This window comes from Brumicola pallidula DSM 14239 = ACAM 615 (assembly GCF_000428905.1).
GTDB classification, from domain to species: Bacteria; Pseudomonadota; Gammaproteobacteria; order Enterobacterales; family Alteromonadaceae; genus Glaciecola; species Glaciecola pallidula.
Window position 1 is genome coordinate 197,474 of the sequence record NZ_KE386816.1, and the last position, 24,284, is coordinate 221,757.

The window sequence follows — 24,284 nt, forward strand, 5'->3', positions numbered from 1 at the left end:
AATGAAGGAGCTTGTTTTCAATATTGCCGACATTTTTAATAGTAAAACAACGGGTGGTTGCCTTTCACAATATGAAGCCACTTCGTTCCATATTCCTGCATATCAACGTGGTTATAAATGGGCAACAGGCCCAAATGGTGCCGTAACCGTTTTACTTAAAGATTTATGGAACGCATTTGAAAAACAAGAAGATGAATATTACCTACAATACATCACAGTAAAACCTTTACAGTTGGCAGCAAATACCAACTATTTAGAAGTGATTGATGGCCAACAAAGGTTAACAACACTCTCTATTGTGTTATCAGTTTTAAATTTACTACAGCCAGAAACAACAGATGAAAGTAATATTGCTTTAAACAAGCTCGATTACGCTATTAGAAAAAACTTCTTTGGTGAATTTATTTATTCAAAAAGTAAGTTACGTCAAATTTGTGAAAGTGATTGGGACGCTTTTATTGCTGAAGATATTGAGAGACTAGACAGGCAGGACATATTTTATCTACATGGTGCTGTTAGCGAATGCGCCAAGTTTTTTAATGAGAAATCCAAAAATCTGAAGGAATTCCAAACGTATCTACTTAGTTTTGTAAAGTTAATTGTTAACTCAGTAGAGCAGCATATTGTAAGTGAAACGGTCTTTAAAAACCTGAATAGTAATAAAGTACCGTTATCTGAAACAGAGTTAATCAAAGCATTATTTATAACAAGAGTTGGGCGAGATAGCGTAAAAAGTTCGGATAGCCATTTTCGAGAAGTAATGGAGGTTCGACTTGGTTTAAGTCGATCATGGGAGGATATTCAACAATGGGCACAAAGCAGCGAGGTAGCTAGCTTTTATTTCGATAATAAACATTCTGCTTTACATGAGTTACTTAATTTAACCGCCATGACGATGGGGGCAAAACCCGCAGAACTGAGCATTTCTCAGGTATCGTCTGCCAATCCATTGTTTAATTTTTTTTCCCAGCAACAAAGTCATCAAAATGGTTTCGCTAGTTTAATTTTGGTTCAAAAACAGCTAAAAGATTGGTTTGATACAGATGAAACATATCATTTGATTGGCTTTTGTCGTTTTGCTAAGAACAGTGAATACAAACGGGCAAGCTTCTTAAAATACTGTTTGGAAATTTCTACAAAGACGGCGTTGAAATCATTTTTGGCTAAGAAAAAGTCAGAGCTGTTGTACGGTGGAAGTGCAGACGGTGATGATAAACAAGCTTTACTTACAAACTTAAAATACGGTGGCGATGATAAGCAAATTCATGCTGTATTGTTAGCTCTCAGTGTCTTTCCTAAGAACGTTTCTAGACGGTTTGATTTTGACTCATTTAAAAGACAGGACTGGTCTTTGGAGCATATTTTCCCGCAAACTCCTGAAGGAAAAGGGCATTTTTTAAGTGATGATGAAAAAAACAATATACGAAAAATATTGAATCAAGAGAATGAAGAAGTTGAATTGTTACTGATGCAACATTCTCGCTCAACAGAAGAACAAAAAGTGTATGTTTCTGCAATTCGAGCCACAGGCAAACTAGATAATATAGGGAACATGTGTCTGTTAACTGGGGGGTGCAATAGCGCATTGGGCTGTATGTTTTTTGAAGGGAAAAGGCAAAAAATATTAGAGCTAATTCAAGAAGGTAGCTTTGTTCCAAAGCATACCTTTGATGTGTTTGCCAAGATGATTAATGGCTTGGACTCTGATTTGAAACAATGGTCATTGCTTGATATTGATGCCCATGCAAAATACATTGCCAAAACAATACTAGAAGATATTAAGGACGATTCATAATGAAAACGGGCAAATATAATTATCAGGCGCTATTTGTTAATAGATATGTGGAACAACTTGTTATTCCCGAAATACAGCGTGATTATGTTTGGCAAAAACCACAGGTAGAAGGGCTTTTATCATCAATTGCTACAGACTTTGAGCGATTTCAAAAAGCTGAAATACCTAAAATAGATTCTACCGATGGCAGTGTTGAATTAAAGCAACTAAATAATGATTTTGCTGACTTTTATCGACAGCGCAATCATTCTTCTAATATAGGTTTTATTTACGCATATAGTGACCAACAGTATGACGGCAGGTATTTTTTAATTGATGGTCAGCAAAGAATTACGACTTTATATTTGGTGCTTTTGTTGCTAGCGGTGCGAACTGGTACCGTTGCTGATTTTGAAAAAAAATACTGCACAAATGGGTTGCCCAAGCTAGATTATCGTGTAAGAGAATCTGCATGTAACTTCATTCGTCAACTTATTCCATACATTCTTAAAAATTCATATGCAGAGATAAAAGATCAATATTGGTATTTGAATAGTTATGAAAATGATATCACTGTTAGAAACATAATCAGCAATATTGAGGTTATTGTTGGGTGGCTAGAGTCAAGAGAGTTAGACGAGTCCGATTTTTATCTTTATCTGAATAACTATACTGAGTTTTGGTATTTCGACACCAATATAAGTGCTCAAGGCGAGAACTTATATATCTATCTCAATGCTCGCGGTGAACAGATGCAAGGTAATGAAAACCTTAAAGCTGAGTTATTGAGTACCTTAGATTCCATGCAAAGTAAAAATGATATGGGAGTCGAATGGGAAAATTGGCAAGATCTATTTTGGCGAATGCGCACCAAAGGATTAACCAACACTAAAATTAAGGGTCTTAATGCTGATAAAGGCTTCAATGAATTTTTGAGATCTATTGCTGGACTAACTATTTATCTTGATGAAACAGCTACTGATTGGGTCGATAAACAACAATCCTTAATACCCTCACAAACGATGTTAGCTCAGGTGCTAACGCTTGAAACCATTGCAAAATATATAAACGTTTTAAAATTTATTGAAAATCACCAAAAAAGTTTAAATGAGGTTTATTCAAGCTTTGATTGGGTTAACCAATTCTTACATGAATTTTGGTCGATATTAAACGTAAGTCGCACCGCTTGGGTAATCGATTATAGTTATGATCGCCTTTCAACTGAACGTCGTCGAATGGTATTTCTATGGGGGGTATTTCATTGGGTGGATTCAGCATTAAACGCTGAAGGAAAATTTAGTAATCAGCAAATTTTCCGTGGAATTCGTCAGTTTTATCTTCGCTATAAAAATAATGCACGTTCTGTAGCAGGTGATAACGGCGTTAATCAATCAGTACGTAATTTACTTGAAACAAGTTTTATATCGACGAAGTCTGAAGATGAAGAATATCAAAAGGAACGTTGGTTGGCAGAAATAAGCACCCAAGAAAATTGGGCAGAATTAGAATCATTACTTTGGCAAATTGAAGATCATCCATTCAATCTTGATGGTTCTGATGTTGGCTTAATCAACAGCAGTCATTTAATAGACTTTAAAGAGACAGTAACAGCAGATAAACTTCTTAGAATCAAAGATACATTCTACATGTGTTTCCCCCCCAAAAAATCAAAAGACAAAAGTAAGTTTTCTGTTATGCAAAGTTTACTTTTGCATTATGGCCAATTCTGGAGGCAAAAATCTCCATACTATTACGAAAATTATCAGTTTAATGATTGGAGAAACATTATTCGTTCTCGTACACCTATGTTGACTAAAAATGAATTCAATGTTTTTTTTAAAGAGTTGGTGGAGTCAGAGTTAACCGTTGAAGAATTACTGGCAGAAAAAAGGGAACATTATGTTTGTGATAATACTGGATCACTATTGGAGCAGTTACTTTGGTACAACAATCATTTGCATGAAAAAATGTGGATTGAAGGCAGTTACATCGCACTTTGTGAGTTTTACACAGCAAATAAAGAGGATCTTACATTTATTGTGCGTAAGCCATTCTTGAATACAAAAGGTGATTTTAAAGGGGGTAACCCTAGTGAACTGTATAAATTGCTTCCAGAAGATAAAAGGAATTAAAAAATGGTCAGTAAAACGAACGAACAAGCATTAGAAGCGGCTATTGAAAAGGCCTTAACAGGTACTTGCTTAGAAGAGCTAGTTGTAGATGCTCAAGAAGCTGTTCATGATTTTGGTAATAAGTTTTATAAGCTTGGCCATGCTTCTGACTTTGATATGCACTATGCTTTAGACACAGAGTATTTCTGGCGATTTTTAGAAAATACGCAAGAAGAAGAGTTAGAAAAACTTAGACGTAACAATCCAAATGATTGGGAACGTAAAGTACTGGAGCGATTTGATAGGCTGATAAAAAAACATGGGATCTTACATTTACTTAAAAAGGGCTTAAGTGTTGATGATGCTCATTTACACCTGATGTATCCAGCACCTCTTGCCAGTAGTAGTGACAAAGTCAGTCAAAATTTTGGGGCTAATATATTTAGCTCAACTCGCCAAATAAGATACTCCCAGACTAACCCATTACAAGAAATTGATATGGTGTTATTTATCAATGGCATTCCTTTAATAACGTTAGAGCTTAAGAATCCTTGGACTGGCCAAAACGCCCGTTATCATGGTCAAAAACAGTACCGTAATGACAGGGATGTATCTCAACCCTTATTACAATTTGGTCGTTGTTTGGTGCATATGGCGGTTGATACTGACGAAGTTTACATGACTACAAAGTTGGCAGGTAAAGGCACGTTCTTTTTACCTTTCAACAAAGGCAACAATCATGGTCAGGGTAACCCTACCAATATGTTTGGTCATAAAACGAGTTACTTATGGGAAGAGGTTTTTACCAAAATAAGCTTAGCGAATATCATTCAACATTTTGTTCGTTTAGATGGCAGCAGCAAAGATGATTTAAAAAAGCGCACATTGTTTTTCCCTCGTTACCACCAAATGAATGTAGTTCGCAATTTAGTTAACCATGCAGCGACAAATGGTGTGGGTCATACCTATTTAATTCAGCATTCCGCAGGCTCTGGAAAGTCTAACTCTATTACTTGGGCGGCATATCAACTTATTGAAACTTACCCTGTTAGCGCCAATATCCCCGGAAGTAAAGGCGTTGACCAACCATTGTTTGATTCTGTCATTGTAGTAACTGACAGACGATTACTCGACAAACAACTTAGAGATAATATTAAAGAATTCTCTGAAGTTAAAAATATTGTTGCTCCTGCATTTAAATCTTCTGAGCTAAAGTCTGCACTAGAGACTGGTAAAAAAATCATCATTACCACTATTCAAAAATTCCCATTCATTATTGATGGTATTGGCGATTTGAGTGATAAACGTTTTGCTGTAATTATCGATGAAGCGCACAGCTCACAATCAGGATCTGCCCATGACAATATGAACCGCGCAATGGGTAAAGCAGAAATTGATGAAGTGGAAGACGCGCAAGATAAAGTTTTAGAGGCTATGCGCTCTCGCAAGATGCGCGGCAATGCATCTTATTTGGCATTTACTGCAACACCGAAAAACGCCACATTAGAAAAATTTGGGCAGCAACAAGAAGATGGAAGCTTTAAACCGTTTCATTTGTACTCTATGAAACAAGCGATTGAAGAAGGCTTTATTCTAGATGTCATTGCAAACTACACCACTTACAAAAGTTTTTATGAAATAGAAAAGTCGATTCAAGACAACCCTGAATTTGATACCAAGAAAGCACAAAAACGTTTACGAGCTTATGTAGAAACTAGCCAACAAACGATCGATACCAAAGCAGAGATTATGCTAGAGCACTTTATCCCGCAGGTAGTGAATGCCAAGAAACTACGTGGTAAAGGCAAGGGAATGGTGGTTACACAGAATATAGTTACAGCAATTAGGTATTACAAAGCCATTAAACGTGTCTTAAATGAGTATGGTAACCCATTCAATGTCGCCATCTCATTTTCTGGTAAAAAAGAGGTTGATGGAATTGAGTATACCGAAGCTGAGATTAATGGCTTTGCGGAAAATGATACTAAAGACAAGTTTGATACTGATGAATATCGCCTACTAGTGGTCGCTAATAAATATATTACTGGGTTTGATCAGCCCAAGCTGTGTTCTATGTACGTAGATAAAAAACTAGCGGGTGTGCTGTGTGTTCAAGCATTGTCTCGCTTAAATCGCTCAGCACCAAAATTAGGTAAGAAAACAGAAGACCTGTTTGTCCTCGATTTTTTCAATAGCGTAGACGATATCAAAACAGCTTTTGACCCATTTTATACATCGACGTCTCTCTCTCAAGCCACGGACGTTAATGTATTGCATGAATTAAAAGATTCTATGGATGATGTAGGCGTTTACGAATGGTTTGAAGTTGAAGACTTTGTTAAGCGCTACTTTGACAATGAAGATGCACAAACGCTAAGTCCAATTATTGATACTGCTGCCAATCGTTTCAATATTGAGTTGGAGCTTGAAGACGATGACAAGATAGACTTTAAAATAAAATCCAAGCAGTTCGTAAAAATATACGGTCAAATGGCTTCAATCATGCCTTACGAAATTGTTGATTGGGAAAAGTTATTCTGGTTCATTAAGTTTCTGATACCTAAATTAATCGTTAAAGATCCAAATTCAGAAGCATTAGACGCATTGTTAGATTCGGTAGATCTAAGTTCCTACGGCTTGCAAAGAGTAAAACTGAATTACGGTATTACTATGGATGACGCTGAAACTGAACTAGACCCACAGAACCCAAATCCTCGAAGTGCTCATGGTGATGGTGATGAACACGACCCACTAGACGATATTATAAAAAACTTTAATGAACGATGGTTTCAGGGGTGGAGTGCAACACCTGAGGAGCAAAAGGTTAAGTTCATCAATATTGCAGAAAGTGTGAGAACTCATCCTGATTTTGAAATGAAATATCAAAACAACCCAGATCCCCATAACCGAGAATTGGCATTTGAAAAGATGCTTAAAGAAGTCATGTTGGCAAGGCGTAAAGATGAGCTAGAGCTTTATAAATTATTTGCTGGTGACTCAGCGTTTAAAGCGTCATGGACCCAGAGTATGCAGCGTACTGTGGGATTGTAAAATTGAGCCAACATATATGGAATAAGGAAGGAGTGCCTCATAAGGGTACTGTCAACTTATCACAAGTACCAATATCTGTGAGATAATTAGCGCATGGAAAATACTAAAATGTACGCAGGTTATCGCTACCCATCTCAGGTTATTAGTCACGCTGTTTGGCTATACCATAGATTCACACTTAGCTTCCGAGATGTTGAAGAGCTATTGGCTGCCAGAGGTATCTGCGTTAGTTACGAGACTGTTAGAAAATGGTGCGTAAAGTTTGGTAGCCAATATTGCAATCAGCTCAGGAAGAAACGCGGTCAACTGGGCGATATATGGTTCTTGGATGAGGTATTTATTAAGATAAATGGTGTTTTGCATTACCTTTGGCGTGCCGTGGACCAAGATGGCGATGAGATAGATATTCTCGTTCAAAAACGTCGTAACAAAAAGGCAGCCATGAAGTTCTTCAAAAAATTATTGAAGGGCCAGCAGGCAACGCCATTAAAGATAATTACTGATAAATTGCGCAGTTATTCAGCTGCGAAAAGAGACATTATGCCCAGCGTTAGTCATTCAACCGAGCAATACGAAAACAACCGTTGTGAGTTATCTCATCAGCCGACTAGACAACAAGAACGGCAAATGCGGCGGTTCAAATCACAAGTGTTGAATTGTACTCCAATATGATCCATTTACCTCTTTGTTTTGCATCCAATACTGAACCACTTTTAAGGATGAGAGCTTCTGGATATAAGCATTATAGAGGGGTTTTTTGGCTCAAATATTCAATGCAAACGTGGGTCAATAAACTTTGCAATTCAACAGAGCTGGTCTCTTATTCAAGTCAAATGTGAATAAAATACAATCGAAAGTTAAAAAGCTTTGCCTTACTTGGATTGCTAAAAAATATTACAGCTCATAGATCGATAAAACCTTTATTTAGAGTGTTTTTGAGGTTGGCATTATTCTTTTTAATTCTTCTCGCGCAGGCAACTGTTCTGGCAAGGTTAAATCCCACGTGAGTCCAATATAAGCCAATCCTTTTAAAACTAACCAGCCAACATCTACCTGTCCTTTCTCCAAACCCATATTTGCAGAGGCAGGAAACGCATGATGGTTATTGTGATAGCTTTCCCCCATGGTCAGTAGAGCAGCAAATGGAACATTGTAGCCTTGCACATGAGCTCTATCTACATGCCAATCACGCTTGCCATGATTATGTGCGAAGTAGCCAATCAACCAATGCCCGGTGACTGACACAGATACTCTAACGGCAATGCCCCACACTACCCAAGCAAGTCCACCGAACCAAAATAGAATTATTGCCAGTGGCAGTTGTTGAAGCATCCATGATTTTTCCATCCATCTATAAACACGGTCGTTACAGACACTTTGTTCTATATTAAATTTAGGTGAATTCTCAAGTTTAATATCGCAAAATATTTGCCAAAGGAAATCTTTCCAAATGGGCTGCTGATGCCCAAAGTAATCGTGACAATTTTCCTGTCGTTGCGCCCAGTCGCGCATGTCATGTGTTTTTATCATGCCAATAGGGCCAGCGAGTCCCACTATTACGCCTAGATGAACAAACAAGTATTCTAACCACAATGGGCATTGATAGCTTTTGTGGATTAGGCGTCTATGCATGCCTAATGAATGACCTAAACATAAAGAGACAATAGTCGTTATCACAAACACTAAAAACGAGGCCATTGAAAACGTATAGTATCCACCAATCATTGCAGCCAAGAACATGCTGCCAACCCATAACACTTTGGATATTGAAAAAACCACAACGCCAGCGTTAGCGTTGCTTAGCTCGTCAATTACGATACGATCATTGGTATACATATGTATTCTCCTAACTTTATTTGTTATGCCTTGTTGGGAACAAATAGTTCACTGAGCAAAAGCGCTGCTGTTTGCCCAATTGCATATTCTTGAACTGGACCGAAATACCACGCTGGGTCAAGGAATCGGTGGTAATGGACTGTCAGCGTTACTTTTGTGCCGCCATTTTCTATAGTTTTAAAGCTAATTTCTGTCCCCTTAAGATTTAGGTAATTACCAATATAACTCGTGTCTTCCAAAAATGTAGTACGGATATAGTCGTGCTCAACTTGGGTCAGTTCAAGTTTCATATGACCCTTATGTGTATTGGTTACAAACCAGCGATGATAAGTAAAGTCGATTTTATGCACATCCCCTGAAGATAAAGTGCCAGCATGTATATTGGTTGGCATAGGAAACAAGCTTAATAACCAGTTACGCTCTACGTTTAGGTGCATGGGTTGCGCAAGTTGTTGTTGGATTTGTTGGATGGAAGCATCAACAAGCAATTCTCTAGTAACCGAATACTCACGCTCAAAACTTACACTAGGGAGAACACCTTCAAACGCACTCATAAGAATTATCACGGGTAGTACATGTGCATAGTGTTTACCTTTATTAGTATGGTTTAAGTATTCAACTAACACTTGAAACAGGTACATCAGGAATAAAATAGCGAAATAAATAGGCATGAACATTATTACGCAAACAAAGCCTTCAAACAAAATGACAGATGTCCCCAGCATTACGATTAATGACCACATTACAACGTGTCCATAGTACCTGTGCAAACTTGGTTGTTCCGGTTTTTGTACGACATACAATAGTGCAAGTGCAACTAGAAATGGAATACCCACATACAGTAAAGCAGTTCGATCAAAGTCATATGAAATAAGCGCCCGAATAAGTAATGACGTTATCCCGATAATAAGCAGTATATAAATATTTCTGCGACGAGCACTTATTGTGCGAGTTTTTGGATCCGAACTTGAAACAGACATAGCGTTTTCCAGCTTTTTTGGTTAGTATAAATCACGCGTCAATTAGTTAATTAACTATTTAGTTAAATATATAATCAATGAGTAATGTATTTCAAGCTTTATCTTCGCCCGTTCGAAGAAAAATTTTAGCCTTTTTGTCTGAAGCCAGTCTAACGGCAGGTGAAATAGCGGGTAAATTTGAAATGAGCAAACCTGCTTTATCTAAGCATTTGAGCATTTTGACTAATGCAGGATTAATTAGCTCAGAAAAAAAAGGACAGTTTGTTCACTATTGTTTAGTGAAGGAGAACTTGTTTGCCAGTATGAATGATTTTTTAGTCGACTTTTGTCCCGAGGGTAAACCTTTGAAAGTAGAGAGTCATGCTATTGCCAAAGAACAAAGGGACATGGAATAAACATAGATATTTATTTTATTGACTTTTTCGTTACCTATTTTGCTGAAAAGTCTTAGACTCCCAATCCGTTAGTTCAATGAGAGCACATTCTAGAACTGCACATGGGTTTACTCTCGATGATTACGTTGCTCAAAAGCATTATGCACGTTTTATTAATGATGCCTCAGCTACATCAAGTACATATTTACTGCATAGATTGAAGCAAAACTTAATAAGGCAATACTACCGAACGCCAACGCGGCAACGGATTGAAGCGCTATACATAAAGGATGATGATTTGAAAATCGACAAACAGATTGATGTTTCGCCAGAGTGTTTTAAAAAATTCACTCGTTTTTGCAGTTCAAAGAGTGTGTAATTCAGCAAATCAGCCTCGCTCATTTATCGTCAATATGAGCGTTTGGTTTGTCATCTTAGTGGCTTTTATGTTTCTATTTTAGATTCGCGCTAGTGATTTTGATAAATTTCACTGGCCGTCTGCGGCAATTGCAACGTTCCCTCTAATTTAATCGAACTTGATTGACGGTGAATAGGTTACGATCGGCTTTGAGAGTCGCAGACATTGGACTTTCCAATCATACAAGGTAGTCTAGCGTGCAACGAACGCGACTTTTTTTAGATCAGTATAATAAGCTAGAGGCAAATTAGCTTCACCTCTCAAACCAAGATTTGTTGCACAAGGATTTAGCAAATGAATAGCATACAAGAAAGCCAGCATTCACAAGAACCCGATAGTTTCGAAACTTGGATTAATGAGCGTCCTAAGTGGTTACAGTCCGCAGCGCGTTTGCTTATTGACTCAAAGAGAATACCTAATGAGGATGAAATTAAGGAGCTTGCAAGACTATGCTTTAAAGAGGCGTCAGGGGCAAAGGAAGGTTTCTCTAGAATACTACCCGGAGCTTTAGCGCAGGCAGCCCAACGCCCAGAAATACGTATCAATAAAATTTCTGGCGTCTCAGGTGTTAACGCAATCAAAGCAGATGCAGCTCTTTCGTTTGGCAGTACAAACCTTGCCGTTATATATGGTGCAAATGGATCAGGAAAAACAAGCTTTTCTCGCATTTTAAAACAAGCATGTGGCTCAAGGGTACTGTCAAGTTATCGCAGACACCAGTAACTATGAGATAATCCGAGTATGAAAAATACTAAAATGTACGCGGGTTATCGCTACCCACATCAGGTGATCAGTCATGCAGTTTGGCTGTACCATCGATTTACACTTAGCTTTCGAGATGTTGAAGAGTTATTGGCCGCCAGAGGGATCAGCGTAAGTTACGAGACCGTTAGAAATTGGTGCATAAAGTTCGGCAATCAATATTGTCGTCAGATCAGGAAGAAACGCGGTCAACTCGGTGATATGTGGTACTTGGATGAGGTATTTATTAAGATCAATGGTGTTTTGCATTACCTTTGGCGAGCAGTCGATCAAGATGGCGATGAGCTTGATATTTTGGTTCAAAAACGCAGAAACAAAAAGGCCGCAATGAAGTTCTTTAAAAAGTTATTGAAGAGCCAGCAGGCAACGCCATTAAAGATAGTCACCGATAAATTGCGCAGTTATTCGGCTGCGAGAAGGGAAATTATGCCCAGCGTTGCTCATTCAACCCAACAATACGAAAACAATCGCTGTGAATTGTCTCATCAGCCTAGTAGACAACAGGAAAGACAAATGCGGCGTTTTAAATCACACGGGCAGGCTCAACGATTTCTATCGTGTCATGGCATTGTAAATAATCTGTTTAGGCTTGGCCGCCATAAAATGCAAGCCGATAATTACAGGATACTCCGTGAACGAGCATTTAGTGAATGGACTAGGGTTAGTTGCGTCCAGAATTTGGCATGAGCTACTGAAAATTTGTTCTTATCATCTTAATTCGATAAGTTGACAATGCCTAGCCGCTTGGAAGGATGGATAAACCGTTTTCATGAAGTGGCAACGAAATACCTAGACCATTATTTAGGGTGGTTTAGATATTTAGACAAAGATGAAAACATGAATAAAAACAATATTTTTAGTATTCAGCAACAGTTAATACAAACATAGCCTAAATAAAATAAAATGAATCGCTTTATCCATAGTAGATACGTTTTCTCGGTTTGTATTGAATAGTGCTTTGTTCTCATGACATGTCGACTACTTTCTAAAAATGGTGAATTAGCCATTTGTGACTCCGTTGTTATTAAGTGTGTTTACTGAAAATGTTCAGTAAACCGTATTTTACCAAAGAGGCAATTGGTCTACAGGCCAGATAATTCGTGCACTTAGGGATAGATGTGGTGGTTTTGTTACTATGCATGCATAGTAATAACATCGATCCATAGGTCAAATAACATTAGGTTGTTGTTTTATATGAATAAATATTGAAACAGCATAAGCGGTTACAATGCATGCATAGTAAACACACAGAAAACGGTAGAAATAATCATCAAAAACAAGGTAAGCTACTGAAAGTAACTAAATATGAGGGCTTATTAAAATGATAATATCTAGTGGTTACAATGCAGTCTTCATAATAAGTTGTTATGTTCATAAGGAGTTTCAAGCATGGTTGTAAGGATAACTGGAAATACAATAACTAATTGTGGTACTGGAATTAGTACTCCAAAGGATGCAAATGTTGAGATCGGTGCAAACAATATCTCTGAATGTAAAGTTGCAATTGAACTTCGAGATCCGCCTAGCTTCATTGAAAGTTTAGGGCTTAATGCAAATACACCGACCGATAAAATAGTATCAGTATTAAATGCAATAGGAAGTGGTTCTAATGATAAGGAAAGTATTACAGCAGAGGTGGAAAAATCAGGGCTTTTGAGTTATTTATCAAGCGCAGCTGATATCACCACATTGGTTTCTGCTTTATATCAAATATCAACATCATCTTTAGTTAACCAAGCCATTGCGCTGTTGCCGAAATGAACATAACAAGCCATTTAAGCAGGACAAAAATACGTTTGCTGTTTTCATTCCTCAACCATTTTAGCAAACGTATTTTTGCCTCTTAATGGGGCGTTAAAAGGCAAATAAATGTATCGTTATTCCCCCAAAAAATTCAATGACAATCTATTTGTGATGGGCGGTATTCGTATAGGTACATTACATGACTTTAGAAATACCGAACACAAAGCAGGGATCGCTGATCCCAAAGAGGGGACTAAAAAAGTTAGTCATCATATTGATAACCTTCATATTAAGGATTCATCTGACACAAGCAGGAACAACAAGAAAGATGTTGATTCTCTTTCCGCATTTAATGCCATCAGTCTAGGCGAAAACTGTAAAAACATTACTATTAGCAATGTATCAGTTTCTAAAATATTTAATGAGCCTGATGTGTTTATTTTGTGCGTATCAAAATATCTATCAAAAGAAACGATGAATCAATTTGAAGGTTCGGATAGCTGTGTAAAAATCACAAATGAAAGTTCATTCTTTCAGCTTATTTCTGAAACACTTAACTCTATTACACCCGTCGTATTTCATGGTGTACATGAAGTAATCTACCAAGATCGCGAAGAGCTATGGGACGGATCAAGTTGGGGGAGGCACCCCTCCATGATTAAAGAAAAGGAATTTATCCCCCAAGGTGAGCTAAGAGCTATTTGGCAGCCAAAGAGTAGCGTTGATATAAAGCCAATAATACTAGGTAACTACAGAATTGGGGCGTGTGTCAGTCATGTTGCCATTTAACAAACGCATCAAAAATCGCCCTGCGGGCTGGACGTCGCTGACGCTCCGCCTTTTATGCGGGCGTTATATGTGAAAGAAATGGATTGGCGTAATCTAGAAGAATTTAAAGGTATTGATTTGAACGACTCATTTATTCTGAGTTGGGAGCAATCGACCGAGAAGCTAACATTTGAACTTATTATAAGTATTTGGCCTGAGTCAGAGTTTTATACTAAGCCACACCCAGACGAATACACTTGCTACCGGAAAGGTACTCTGTCGTTTACCGGCATTGAAAGCTTGGTTGGGCTAGCCTCAATGGAGTCTACTCGCTATTCTACTGATCCCGATGGCTCAATCGACTATGGTAATATTGATTCATTAGTAAAGTCTGAAAGAGGGTTCAATCTCGGTGGAGAATTCGGTGAAGTAACGGTTGGCGGAGGCAAATTGCACTTTGAAATTCACACATAACAAGTTGCCTAAATTCGCCGCAAAAAGCGCGGCTGGGACAAATGCTCACGGGGCTTCGCCCAACAACGTTCGCATTTGCCCATTGGCAAAGCGTTATATACCTACAAGGAACCTATGAAATTTTCTAGATTAGATGAGATTATCAATACTAGCGAAGATATAGAACTTTCCTTCAAAGATGCGGCATGGAAGACTACCACCAATAATATTAAGAATGACGTCGGTTGGTTAAGTGAGGATGAGTACCATGCTGTTTTTGATACGGTTCCTCAACAAACGGTTTATGCGTTTGAAACTTTTGAACGCGTAAGCAAAGCAACAGGATTAAGCACGCGACTATCTACCAGTTTTGTTTTGGGCTGGGAGAGCTTCAATAAATTTCAACAATCGACAGATATACTCTTTTTGTATGTTGTGTCTGAACAGTTAGATTGGGTGTTTTATGGAAATAGGGATATATGGTCATTTTCAACAAGGTATATAATCGGGTAGCCAAGGGTTTCTAACCCTCAGCCCCCACAACACCCTGCATGCGGCTCCGCACAGGGCGTTTCACTTAGGATGGTGAAGCGCAATCCAGCCATCACGCAATGAATAAAGCCCTTCGGATTTTAAGTAATCAAGCGATAAAGCTTGATTGATCCCCGGAGTTTTAGCACTGCGCCATGGCCCTTTGCTGGTGATGCCACAAGCAACCGCGGCCTGAACATGCACACCTAACCTCATTAGACTTCTTACTTTAGTACGCGGCCTTCGCCACTGTCGCCAATAGGCCATTCTCACTCTTCGCCTGATCCAATGATCTAGATCTACGCATCGCTGATACCCATTAGCAATTCCAAAGTAGTTTATCCAGCCACGTAAATATTGGCTGATTTTAAAGAGTTGGTAGCGCATAGACACGCCCCAGTTACGGTTCGTTAACCGTCGAACTTGTTGCTTAAACTTCAGCAATGTCTTCGGATGCCAATGAATGCGTCCTCCCTTGAATGTGAATCCAAGGAATTTACTTTCACTGGTTTTAACGACGTGGCTTTTGACCGAGTTAACGATCAATTTCAAGCGCTGGATCAGGAATCTGCTGATACTACTTAGCACACGTTCACCTGCACGGGGAGACTTTACCAAAATGGTGAAGTCATCCGCGTAGCGAGCAAACTTGTGGCCTCGCTTCTCAAGCTCTTTGTCCAAAGGGTCGAGCATGATGTTCGCCAGAAGCGGCGATAATGGCCCTCCTTGAGGAACACCTTCTCGGCTTTCACTATAGAGCTGGTTATCGATAACCCCAGCTCGCAAGTAGCGTTTAATCAATTTGAGCAATCCCTTATCCTTCACTTTATAGCCAAGGTAGGTCATGAGTAAATCGTGGTCAACGCGGTCAAAGAACTTGGACAGATCGACATCTACAGCAAAACGGCGTCCCATTTTAATGATGCCTTGAACCTGTTTCACCGCTTGTTGCCCATTTCGGTTTGGCCTAAACCCAAAACTGTTGTCTGAGACAGGTTGGATCGAAGATGGGCGTTAGAACTTGAGCAATTGCTTGCTGGATAACTCTGTCGATGACGGTGGGAATGCCCAGTTGACGTTTACCGCCATCGGGTTTATCAATTTCCACACGCCTAACAGGTGACGGTTGGTATTCTCCTGAGCGAAGCTCAGACATAATACGTTTCCAGTTACCCTCATTTGCCCAAGCGGGGAAGTCATCAATGGACATTCCATCAATGCCAGCGGCCCCTGCGTTGGCTCGCACTCGTTTCCATGCAGCCATAATATTGGCTGATTGAAGTGCGAGTCCAAGTAGATCTGCGCTAAAGGCTGGCTGCTCATCAATACGCTGAGTCACGTCACTACCGGTCGGCATTCGTGTATTCAAGTTCAATAAGGCTCCTCCTTTGTTCTAAATGTTCAGGCCTTCACCGTGTCCCAACCATTACGATGGGCATTTGGCTACTATGCCGTCTGCTGACTTCTGCTTAATCATCAACAAAGTTACCCTTGTTGACGCTATCGGTTTTCATCATATTCGCTCCTTTGAGTTGATGACGCTCAAAGACCAAGGCACTTGTATACCAGAGCCTGACTGGTGGTTTACCGACCGCTTGTTAAGCAGATCTCCCCAGATAAGAGCATGAACTTTCCCTGCACTGCTGCATCATTTACGGTAGCCGTTAAGTCACGTGGCTTCGTTGTCTTGTGCCAACTCGCCTCCAGCCTACGCCTCATATGATGTTCTTGTTCATCAGCTCGCAGTTTTGCGTCCGGCTTCCTTCAGACTATCCCTCACGGTTTAGCCCTTGCCATTCGCTAGTAGTTATCGTTTAATAACAATCAAGTTATACAAACGGTGACCTTCCTACAGAGGACTTTCACCTCATTAGTTCATGCCCATGCTGGGCGTACACAAAACGATGAAGACGGATATCTGGGAAAAGCACCCAGCTACCGCTTATCGAAAGTGTTAGAAATTGGAGGTAGCTATGGCCGACTCTCGTGTGAGGCTTAAAAGGACTAACCCCGAGGTGCTGATTGGCAACCTTCGCGGGGAAGTCGGTGAAGCGATCACCAATTGGATAATTTTGAGGCAGTTAATCGGTTCGGCAAATCATCTGCAAACTGATGATGTTTTGGAAGATATGAAAAATGAAAGCCTCGCATTTATCAATGCAGTTAGAGGTCGGATCGGCAATAATCTGGTGCTTACGTTGGCGGAGCTTTCGGAGCAGAAAATTGGGCAAACTACGTTCTATTTTGCATCTGAAAAGCTAGGAACATTGCAGGATGAGGTTCAAGAGTTCAGACGATTCATAGTGGCTAACAAGCTGAAGGAAAAAAGAAATCGTGAAATTGCTCATCGTGAACAGCCGGAAGAGTGGCCTCAGATAGGTGATATTAGAATTACATACGCGACTTTGACTGTAGCTGTGGCGAAAGCAGTTCGGTTGATGAAAAAAATTGACTCGAAGTTCTTGGGTAAAGAAGCTTTCGTGCAATGGCAAAAAATGCGAGCAATGCGATATGACTTGGCGATGCCTGCACGAGCCAAATACCTGCTCCTTCCTCACATGGCTGGATAGCCGGAAGTTTCTAACAATGTGTTGCAGTGCGTTCCGGGCCTAAAGGCCCTCAACCGGACAGCCGCTGAACAACGGCGTTACATTTCAATAGAAGGATAACCATGTACGACTTGGCAATTAGAGCGAAGAACTATAAGTGTTTTAAGGAAGAAACTGGCTTTGACTCTATCCGCCGAGTTAATTTAATCATAGGAAGAAATAATGCAGGAAAGTCGTCATTATTAGACTTGATTGAAATAGTCGTTACTAAAAAATATGAAGTTGAAAGGTCTACTTGGAGAGAAAATCAACGTCCACAAATAATATTTGAAGCAGTAATTTCTGAGAATGTTACAAGCCAAGTATTTCGTTCAAATACAAGCGGTGGCGTTATCGGCGGCAATCACGGCACCTACGGGGAAAACTACGTAGGTAGAGTCCTAAAGTGGACTAAGAGCGGTAACGGAAATAATAACGCAGCGTTATTAGATTGTAATGATGAAGGGATTAATCCTCCTTTAAATAATACCGGTGATTATGCACAATTACTACCAAACAGAATGCCTATTCCTCTCGAAGGTAAAACGTTTAGGCGTCTTTTTGCTGAACGAAATATCCTTCCAGAGTTGGCTGAACCACAAAATATCACTATAGGAAATAATGGCAGCGGCTTAACAAACGCAATTCAGAACTTTATAAACAGATCTAACTTACCGAGTGATTTAGTTGAAACCTCTATCCTCGATGCTCTCAATTCAATATTTGCACACGACGCAGTATTTACTGACATAGTTTGCCAGTTGCATGAAGACAATAATTGGGAAATATATCTAGAGGAAGAATTTAAAGGGCGCATAGCACTTTCGCAATCAGGTAGCGGATTGAAAACTGTAATGTCTGTTCTTGCATGCCTCATATTAGTTCCTCACCTAGAAGAGAAGCCATTAAGTCAGTATGTATTCGGTTTTGAAGAATTAGAAAATAATATTCACCCTGCGTTATTAAGGCGACTAAATGACTATATTTATAACGCTGCAATAGAGCATGAGTTTTTGTATTTTCTAACGACTCACTCGAATGTTTTAATTGATCAATTTGGTAAGCAAAGTGACGCCCAAATAATTCATGTTACGCATGTCGATTCTGTAGCGACCTGCGCTACGGCTAACACATATATCGAAAATAATGGGATTCTCGATGACCTTGACGTTAGAGCTAGTGATCTATTACAGGCAAACGGTATTATCTGGGTTGAAGGACCGTCGGACCGAATTTATTTGAATAAGTGGATTAGCTTATGGAGTGACGCAGAGCTGAAGGAAGGCACCCATTACCAGATAATATTTTATGGGGGGAGATTGCTGTCCCACCTTAATGCAGAAGCACCTGAAGATGTTGAATCTGGTATATCTATTCTCAACACTAATCGAAATGCGATAATGCTTATAGACAGCGATAAACGAACGCAGCAAGATCCAATAAATCAAACGAAACAAAGAATTAGAGATGAGTTCGCAGCAATGAAAGCTCACTGCTGGATAACAAAGGGAAAAGAAATTGAAAACTATATCCCAGCAACTGTTGTGGATGCGTTTTGGAGTGTTTCAGACTCCGTTCAAGTCGATAGATATGAGTCATTTTTCGAATATTTAGATAATATAGTCACAGGAGAAGGCGGAAAATATAATGCTAAAAAGCCTCTACTGGCAGAGAAGTTGGCCCCTCATATGACAATAGAAAATTTAACAGAAGTATTAGATTTAAATGAAAATATGGTTCTGGTTTGTGATGCCATTAGATCATGGAACAGTTGAAATGTAACAAGTCAAAGCACTCGGGCGCAGTAAACTGCGCCGGTGTTTGAGGCGTTATACCGATAGTCGAGAATGGAGTTCACTTGTCTGCTGAAAGTAAAATAATTGAAAAATCATTAAAGTATGTTTCTTATTTGCAAAAAGGTAATAAACCTCAGAATAATAAAGAAGCTTTAAAATATTTTGTGACGTTTTTAAACACAATCGAAGAACTATCCAAAGATAAAATACGCTATTCAATAAAAGTTGGCATTGACACAGCAGAAGGAAGAAAAGAAGTTAACCTGCTAGACGATTGTGGTTTTGTATTACATCACTTATATCCAGTTATATTAACTTCTTCAGATTTAGATGAATTCGAACTATATTTTAAAGCAACAACTAAGTTTCTTGATTCAACTAACGTTTCTTTAATATCTAAAACATGCGTAATTGATTTTGAGAATAAGAACTTTAAAGAACAAATAGAAAAATCGTTCGCAATAAGTTCGCAAGGTTTAGCTGCATTAAATGCTAGGCTAAAATTTGGACGCATAGCTCTTTCAAGTTCAGGTAATGAGATATTTGGAGATAAAGACTCTATACGTAATGTCTTTTCGATATACGTTTCTAAAGTGGTTGAATTCTTTGTTTATAAGGGACAATTCATACAGGCAGGTGATTTCTTGAGCGAGTTACTAAACACGGCAAACTCATCAATTGAAAAATCCGTTTTAGTCAGTACTATCGTTTCTCACAACGCTTCATATAATTTAAGAAGTCGGACTGAACTTAATTCCTTTATAGAAGAGTATGAAGAGTTAATAAAGGAAGAAGATTTAGATTATTTAAAAAGTACTGTGAATTCTGAACCGGGGGGTGTTGAAGTACATGGCTTTTCATTTGGTAATGGTACGCTATCAACAAATACGACAAAAGATAAAAATATAGTAACGCTAATACGTTTTTCTATCCCATCTGTTTGTTCCGAAGTTGATCAACAAGTAATCGAAATTGACGATAAATTAGAAATTATATTATCCCCCATATCCGCTTTTTGGGCTGACCCCATGTTTAGAATAATGAGCAGTTGGAATATAGCAAATATGGGCTGGAGCCACTTTTGTGATGTTGAACCTGAAGAAGGAAAGAATTACACCCATATTCTTATAGCAATTAGAGAACTATATATCCCTGACGTTAAATTAAATGAAACTGGCTATGACAATATAGACTTTTCAGAAAAGGAAGCCTTAATTGGACGTACTTATTACCCACATAAAGAATTTGTTGTTAAAACTCTTCTATCAAATTTAACTGCATTGCAAAAGCATATAGAAATAGACAAAAAAGATATAAATGTAAATATGTTCTCTAACTATTTTGTTCAACACATTGACGAAATAACTAGAGAGAATATACATCACAAGTTGTACGCAATAACAAACCCTGATTCTTACTCTAAGATTCTAACTAGGTTTGTTGAGAGACTTAATAGCGTAAATTTGGCTGATGCATTTATTGATATTCGAGAATTAATGCTTTCAACCAAAATTGAGACCGAAAAAAGTTTAAAAGAGTTTGTTTTTAGGTGCGTAGATCTATTTGTTAAGCACAATATCGAAAATCATGGTGGCTACAAATATTTATGGAAGAACGATGATAATGGTAATCAAATTCCTTGCCGAGAGCCAGAAACGCAACCTTATATCTTTAGCCATTTAAGAGCTATTTTCGATTTTATGGGAATCCAAATTTCTCGTGAAGTAGAAAGTTCGAATGGAGAAGTAGATTTCTTGATTTCATTTACGAATAGTCAAAATAAACTACTCAAATTATGTGTTGAATTAAAATTAGCTCACGCCGAAAATATTGAGAAAGGCTTAACTAAACAATTGCCCGCTTATTTGAAAGGTGAGCGCTGTAAATATGGTGTTTATTTGGTTCTTTGGTACAAATGTGAGTTGTTTGATCGGCCAAGAAAGTATAACGCTTTGAGTGAATTGGAAACTCAACTTAATAAAATAAATGCTAATAAAAACATATCTAATCTTATTATTAACTGTACTAAGCCTGTATCTCCTTCGAAGTTGAGGTGATAATCGGCATAACAAGTCACTTAAAAGGACAAATAACAGTTGGTTTTTGCTCCTTCGTCGCTTATTTTAACCAACTATAATTTGCCTCTTAGTGAGGCGTTATGTTTAAAGGGACGTATAGTGTCATACGATAATTTTTGAGTAATTTAGATTCATTTTCTCCAATGAAGGAGGAATTTCAGAATTTAACTAACTTTATTCAAAATAAAATAGTTGATGTATCACCGGAAGAAAAAACTACCAATCTATATCACTACACACCTGCTCAAGGTTTAGAAGGCATAATCTCTAATGCTAATTTGTGGGCGACTGACTACCGTTTTTTAAATGATTCAAGAGAAGTGAAAGACGGGTTAGACGTTATATTTAAGGCTTTGAATTCGCGAGAAGAAGTCGTATTTCAAGATCTAGCAAAACACCTTGATGAGCACAATGACAATTTAGCTGACATTATCACGCCATATATAATTTCGTTTTGTTCCAAACACGATCTTCTGAGTCAATGGCGTGCATATGCAAATCAATCCGAAGGTTACTGTGTTGATTTTGATTTGTCTGATTCCCGATTATCAACTTATCAGAATAATACAGTTGTTATTTGTCATTTTTTACCTGTTATTTATAATGACAAATTAAAGTTAGAGATAGTTAACCTAATAATTGATGAATTAGCCAAAACAATAAAAAAATACAAACTTGATAACCAAAATATTTCGGAATTAAGTATTGAGAGCAAAGGTATAATTACTGGTCTACTTCAAAATGTTTTTCAACTTCCGGCAAGGTCCATAATCAAAATCAGTTGTCTAAGTTTAACTAACACATGCGCCATTGGTTAGGTCTCGAAGGGCTTATTTCTTTAGTATAAATTGTCATTAGATATTTAGATAATGAGTAGTTAATAAAAAATATTAAGTTTTGTGTGTTCAAATTTCGCAAGTTATAGGAAATTTTAGCCGCTCTAGATTTAGCAGGCCTGCAAGCGAGATAAATAAAGGATGCAAGATCGCATCCCATTGGAAACTATGGCAAGAGGTTTCGGAAACGACGCTGGAACGCACGTTTTTATTGGGCATAAGATCCAGCTTCACTGGAAACCGTTCCAGTTTAATATTAGAAACGACAGAAAATAGGGTGCTAAATAATAACCTAGTAAAATACTAGGGTATATACTTGACAAATTTACTCAGGTATATACAATTTCGTTACTAGCTGTGTGCCTTTTGGCCGTTAACTGAAATGAGGGAAATATGAAGCTGACATCAAAAGGCCGTTATGCGGTTACCGCTATGCTCGATGTAGCTTTGCACTCGCGCAACGGACCCGTGTCGTTGGCGGATATTTCAGAACGACAAGAAATTTCGTTATCTTATTTAGAACAATTGTTCGCTCGTTTACGTAAAGAACGACTCGTGTCTAGTGTTAGAGGTCCAGGTGGTGGTTACAAGCTTGGTCGCCCAGCAAACGATATTGCAATTGGCGAGGTGATTCGTGCTGTAGATGAGTCGGTAGATGCGACACGTTGTAAAGGACAGGCAGATTGCCAAGGCGGTGAACGTTGTTTAACTCATACCTTGTGGCAAGACCTAAGTGATAGAATTAGCCAGTTTTTGAACGGCATCAGTATTGGCGAGTTAATGAAAACAAACGAAGTAAAAGAAGTGGCTGTTCGCCAAGATGAAAACAAAGCGACGGCAAAGAATCTAGTCAGCGAAATTGAAATCAGTATGCAACTTTAATCGGAGCGATAATGAGCAATATTAAGTTACCAATCTATTTAGATTATTCGTCAACCACACCAGTTGACCCTCGTGTCGCCGAAAAAATGAAAGAATGCCTAACTAATGAAGGTAATTTCGGTAACCCAGCTTCACGTTCTCACCATTTTGGTTGGGTGGCTGAAGAAGCTGTAGACATTGCGAGAAATCAAATTGCAGACCTAGTTAATGCGGATCCGCGTGAGATCGTATTTACATCGGGCGCAACAGAGTCAAATAACCTTGCTATTAAAGGCGCAGCTACATTTTATCAGAAGCGTGGCAAGCATATTATTACGGTAAAGACTGAACACAAAGCAGTGCTCGATACGACCCGTCAGCTTGAGCGTGAGGGTTTTGAAGTTACCTACATGATGCCTGAACCAAGTGGTTTGGTAGATTTAGACAAGCTCCAAGCTGAAATGCGAGATGACACTGTTCTTGTCAGTATTATGCACGTCAATAATGAAATTGGTGTAATTCAAGACATAGGTGCGATTGGCAAGATATGTCGTGAACGCAAGATTTTGTTCCACGTTGATGCAGCTCAAAGCACAGGTAAAATACCTATTGATCTGCAAGAATTAAACGTCGATTTGATGTCCTTCTGTGCGCACAAAACTTATGGTCCAAAAGGTATAGGCGCTTTATATGTATCGCGCAAGCCAAGAGTTCGAATTGAAGCCCAAATTCACGGTGGCGGTCATGAGCGTGGTATGCGGTCTGGTACATTGGCAACCCATCAAATAGTTGGAATGGGTGAGGCCTTTCGTCTAGCCAAAGTAGAAATGGCGAGCGAAAACGAACGTATAAAGATGTTGCGTGACAAACTTTATGATGGCGTAAAAGATATGGAAGCTGTTTATCTAAATGGTGATGCTGTTCATCGTGTTGCGCACAACTTGAATGTAAGTTTCGCATACGTTGAAGGCGAATCTTTGATAATGGCACTGAAAGACATGGCCGTATCTTCAGGTTCAGCATGTACCTCTGCAAGTTTGGAGCCTTCTTATGTTTTACGCGCACTTGGTCTGAATGATGAATTGGCGCATAGCTCAATTCGATTTAGTTTAGGGCGATTTACTACTGAAGAAGAAATAGACTACGTGATCGGTGTTATTCGCAACGCGATTGATAAACTACGCGACATGTCTCCACTTTGGGACATGTACAAAGAAGGTATCGACTTGAGTACTGTTAAGTGGGCCTCTCACTAAGTTTGTCAGTAAACGTAATGAGCAGGTCATGAGTCTTAGTTGAAACATAAAAAGCAGGTATCTAGGTA

At 38.7% G+C, this 24,284-nt stretch carries 20 protein-coding genes and 3 pseudogenes; 19 read left to right on the forward strand and 4 right to left on the reverse strand.

Annotated elements, in window-relative coordinates:
* Position 1: 1 nt before the first annotated feature.
* The 4 genes and pseudogenes from G399_RS0117135 to G399_RS20990 form a co-directional block, all read left to right on the forward strand.
* Entirely contained in the window at positions 2–1,795 is a 1,794-nt protein-coding gene (locus G399_RS0117135; RefSeq protein ID WP_006009675.1) for a GmrSD restriction endonuclease domain-containing protein, read from the forward strand.
* Positions 1,795–3,906, forward strand: coding sequence for a DUF262 domain-containing protein (locus G399_RS0117140; RefSeq protein WP_006009676.1), 2,112 nt, complete (start codon positions 1,795–1,797; stop codon positions 3,904–3,906). The genes G399_RS0117135 and G399_RS0117140 overlap by 1 nt, the downstream gene beginning before the upstream one ends.
* A 3-nt stretch (positions 3,907–3,909) precedes the next feature.
* On the forward strand, positions 3,910–6,936 hold the full coding sequence (locus G399_RS0117145) for a type I restriction endonuclease subunit R (RefSeq protein ID WP_006009677.1): 3,027 nt from the start codon (positions 3,910–3,912) through the stop codon (positions 6,934–6,936).
* 93 nt (positions 6,937–7,029) lie between these two features.
* A pseudogene (locus G399_RS20990) lies at positions 7,030–7,584 on the forward strand (IS6 family transposase); the annotation flags it as partial.
* A gap of 276 nt (positions 7,585–7,860) precedes the next feature.
* On the opposite strand, the gene G399_RS0117155 reads toward G399_RS20990, so the two are convergent.
* Together G399_RS0117155 and G399_RS0117160 are read right to left on the reverse strand one after the other, a co-directional pair.
* Entirely contained in the window at positions 7,861–8,772 is a 912-nt protein-coding gene (locus G399_RS0117155) for an acyl-CoA desaturase (protein ID WP_006009680.1), read from the reverse strand.
* A gap of 23 nt (positions 8,773–8,795) precedes the next feature.
* A complete protein-coding gene (locus G399_RS0117160; RefSeq protein ID WP_006009681.1) occupies positions 8,796–9,752 on the reverse strand; it encodes a hypothetical protein in 957 nt (318 codons plus the stop codon).
* A 77-nt stretch (positions 9,753–9,829) separates the two neighbouring features.
* On the opposite strand from G399_RS0117160, the gene G399_RS0117165 reads away from it, so the two are divergent.
* The 4 genes and pseudogenes from G399_RS0117165 to G399_RS22115 form a co-directional block, all read left to right on the forward strand.
* Positions 9,830–10,147: a metalloregulator ArsR/SmtB family transcription factor gene (locus G399_RS0117165; RefSeq protein WP_006009682.1), complete on the forward strand. Its 318-nt coding sequence runs from the start codon at positions 9,830–9,832 to the stop codon at positions 10,145–10,147.
* Between the two features lie 691 nt (positions 10,148–10,838).
* Entirely contained in the window at positions 10,839–11,267 is a 429-nt protein-coding gene (locus tag G399_RS0117170; protein WP_006009685.1) for a hypothetical protein, read from the forward strand.
* An 18-nt stretch (positions 11,268–11,285) separates the two neighbouring features.
* A complete protein-coding gene (locus G399_RS0117175) occupies positions 11,286–11,993 on the forward strand; it encodes an IS6 family transposase (RefSeq protein WP_006009686.1) in 708 nt (235 codons plus the stop codon).
* 51 nt (positions 11,994–12,044) lie between these two features.
* A pseudogene (locus G399_RS22115) lies at positions 12,045–12,194 on the forward strand (IS1595 family transposase); the annotation flags it as partial.
* Here the strand turns inward: G399_RS22115 and G399_RS21810 are convergent.
* On the reverse strand, positions 12,170–12,313 hold the full coding sequence (locus tag G399_RS21810; protein ID WP_211229869.1) for a phage integrase N-terminal SAM-like domain-containing protein: 144 nt from the start codon (positions 12,311–12,313) through the stop codon (positions 12,170–12,172). The pseudogene G399_RS22115 and the gene G399_RS21810 overlap by 25 nt on opposite strands.
* 382 nt (positions 12,314–12,695) lie before the next feature.
* Here G399_RS21810 and G399_RS20995 point away from each other — a divergent pair, with 382 nt between their 5' ends.
* The 4 genes from G399_RS20995 (at position 12,696) to G399_RS0117195 (ending at position 14,783) form a co-directional block, all read left to right on the forward strand.
* Entirely contained in the window at positions 12,696–13,067 is a 372-nt protein-coding gene (locus G399_RS20995) for a thioredoxin domain-containing protein (RefSeq protein ID WP_006009690.1), read from the forward strand.
* A gap of 108 nt (positions 13,068–13,175) precedes the next feature.
* The gene (locus G399_RS0117185) at positions 13,176–13,838 is read left to right on the forward strand and encodes a hypothetical protein (protein ID WP_006009691.1); all 663 of its coding nucleotides are present in this window, start codon (positions 13,176–13,178) and stop codon (positions 13,836–13,838) included.
* A gap of 69 nt (positions 13,839–13,907) precedes the next feature.
* Complete coding sequence (locus G399_RS0117190) at positions 13,908–14,291, forward strand: hypothetical protein (RefSeq protein ID WP_006009692.1); 384 nt, start codon at positions 13,908–13,910, stop codon at positions 14,289–14,291.
* A 114-nt stretch (positions 14,292–14,405) separates the two neighbouring features.
* Positions 14,406–14,783 carry a hypothetical protein gene (locus G399_RS0117195; protein WP_006009693.1) on the forward strand — a complete coding sequence of 126 codons (378 nt, stop codon included), beginning with the start codon at positions 14,406–14,408 and terminating at the stop codon, positions 14,781–14,783.
* 60 nt (positions 14,784–14,843) lie between these two features.
* On the opposite strand, the pseudogene ltrA reads toward G399_RS0117195, so the two are convergent.
* Positions 14,844–16,158 (reverse strand): annotated as a pseudogene (gene ltrA / locus G399_RS21000) (group II intron reverse transcriptase/maturase).
* A gap of 91 nt (positions 16,159–16,249) precedes the next feature.
* Here ltrA and G399_RS22120 point away from each other — a divergent pair.
* The 7 genes from G399_RS22120 to G399_RS0117230 all read left to right on the forward strand — a co-directional run bounded on the left by G399_RS22120 (position 16,250) and on the right by G399_RS0117230 (position 24,216).
* The gene (locus tag G399_RS22120) at positions 16,250–16,429 is read left to right on the forward strand and encodes a hypothetical protein (protein WP_006009694.1); all 180 of its coding nucleotides are present in this window, start codon (positions 16,250–16,252) and stop codon (positions 16,427–16,429) included.
* A gap of 345 nt (positions 16,430–16,774) precedes the next feature.
* Positions 16,775–17,371, forward strand: coding sequence for a hypothetical protein (locus G399_RS0117205; protein WP_006009695.1), 597 nt, complete (start codon positions 16,775–16,777; stop codon positions 17,369–17,371).
* 101 nt (positions 17,372–17,472) lie between these two features.
* Positions 17,473–19,164, forward strand: coding sequence for an ATP-dependent nuclease (locus G399_RS21005; protein ID WP_006009698.1), 1,692 nt, complete (start codon positions 17,473–17,475; stop codon positions 19,162–19,164).
* Between the two features lie 83 nt (positions 19,165–19,247).
* Positions 19,248–21,242, forward strand: a complete 1,995-nt coding sequence (locus G399_RS0117215; RefSeq protein WP_006009699.1) for a hypothetical protein — start codon at positions 19,248–19,250, stop codon at positions 21,240–21,242.
* A gap of 137 nt (positions 21,243–21,379) precedes the next feature.
* Positions 21,380–22,081, forward strand: a complete 702-nt coding sequence (locus G399_RS0117220) for a DUF2971 domain-containing protein (RefSeq protein WP_026843841.1) — start codon at positions 21,380–21,382, stop codon at positions 22,079–22,081.
* A gap of 411 nt (positions 22,082–22,492) precedes the next feature.
* Positions 22,493–22,981, forward strand: a complete 489-nt coding sequence (gene iscR / locus G399_RS0117225) for a Fe-S cluster assembly transcriptional regulator IscR (protein ID WP_006009702.1) — start codon at positions 22,493–22,495, stop codon at positions 22,979–22,981.
* An 11-nt stretch (positions 22,982–22,992) separates the two neighbouring features.
* On the forward strand, positions 22,993–24,216 hold the full coding sequence (locus tag G399_RS0117230; protein WP_006009703.1) for an IscS subfamily cysteine desulfurase: 1,224 nt from the start codon (positions 22,993–22,995) through the stop codon (positions 24,214–24,216).
* Positions 24,217–24,284: the final 68 nt, after the last annotated feature.